The sequence below is a fragment of the Novosphingobium naphthalenivorans NBRC 102051 genome (assembly GCF_001590985.1).
GTDB lineage: Bacteria > Pseudomonadota > Alphaproteobacteria > Sphingomonadales > Sphingomonadaceae > Novosphingobium > Novosphingobium naphthalenivorans.
Genome location: NZ_BCTX01000212.1, coordinates 1 through 934, shown reverse-complemented (window position 1 = coordinate 934; position 934 = coordinate 1). Strand labels below are relative to the sequence as shown.

Here is a 934-nt window from a genome sequence, read left to right as displayed (position 1 = left end):
AGAGCCTGATCCGAAAGTTGTTGAGCGATACCAGTATGTTGTGATTCACGCCGTCTTTGCGAAGAGATGGAGTGAAACATGGCATGGACTGGTATCGCCCGGCGCGAGCATAGCCGGGAAGGATTGCGTTATCCAAGCGATATGACGGACCGGGAGTGGGCGTTGGCTGCTCCGTTTATTCCGCCGGCCAAGACCGGTGGTCGACGTCGGACGACCGATATGCGCGAGGTGCTGAACGCGCTGCTGTACCTAGCCTCTGCCGGATGTGCGTGGCGGCTGCTGCCCAAATGCTTCCCACCGGCCTCCACGGTGCGGCGCTATTTTTACGCGTGGCGCGATGCCGGGCTGTTCGATGCAATCAACACGCTGCTGGTCATGAACCTGCGCGAGATCGAGGGGCGCGAAGCCTCGCCATCGGCCGGAGTGATCGACAGCCAGTCGGTCAAGACCACGGAAAGCGGCGGGGTTTCGGGCTATGATGCGGGCAAGAAGGTGAAGGGCAGGAAGCGTCATATCGTCACCGACACCTGCGGATTTTTGATCTTTGTTCTCGTCCATGCTGCCGACATCCAGGATCGCGACGGCGCCGTCGATGTCCTGGCGGCGATACGACATCGCTTCCCGTGGCTGCGTCACATCTTCGCCGATGGCGGCTATGCCGGAGACAAACTCCGCGACGCGCTCGCCTGCATGGGCCAGTGGACCGTCGAGATCATCAAGCGTTCCGACACCGCCAAAGGCTTCCAGGTCCTGCCCCGCAGATGGGTCGTGGAACGAACCTTCGCTTGGCTCGGAAGATGCCGCCGCCTCGCCAAGGATTGGGAAACTTCCATCGCCTCCTCAACCGCTTGGGCGCTTATCGCCTCCATCCGTATGCTCACCCGCAGAACCGCAAGGTATTGCTTGGCTTGAGAAACTTTCGAATCGGGCACTT

1 protein-coding gene is annotated in these 934 nt (G+C 60.6%); it reads left to right on the top strand.

The features are described from left to right. Window positions 1-78 precede the first annotated feature (78 nt). Window positions 79-912 carry an IS5 family transposase gene (locus tag NN5_RS24775; protein WP_067739389.1) on the top strand — a complete coding sequence of 278 codons (834 nt, stop codon included), beginning with the start codon at window positions 79-81 and terminating at the stop codon, window positions 910-912. Window positions 913-934 lie beyond the last annotated feature (22 nt).

Bases quoted from the DNA above. Each gene is read 5' to 3' on its own strand.
- NN5_RS24775 (WP_067739389.1), top strand. From the start codon at position 79: ATGGCATGGACTGGTATCGCCCGGCGCGAGCATAGCCGGGAAGGATTG.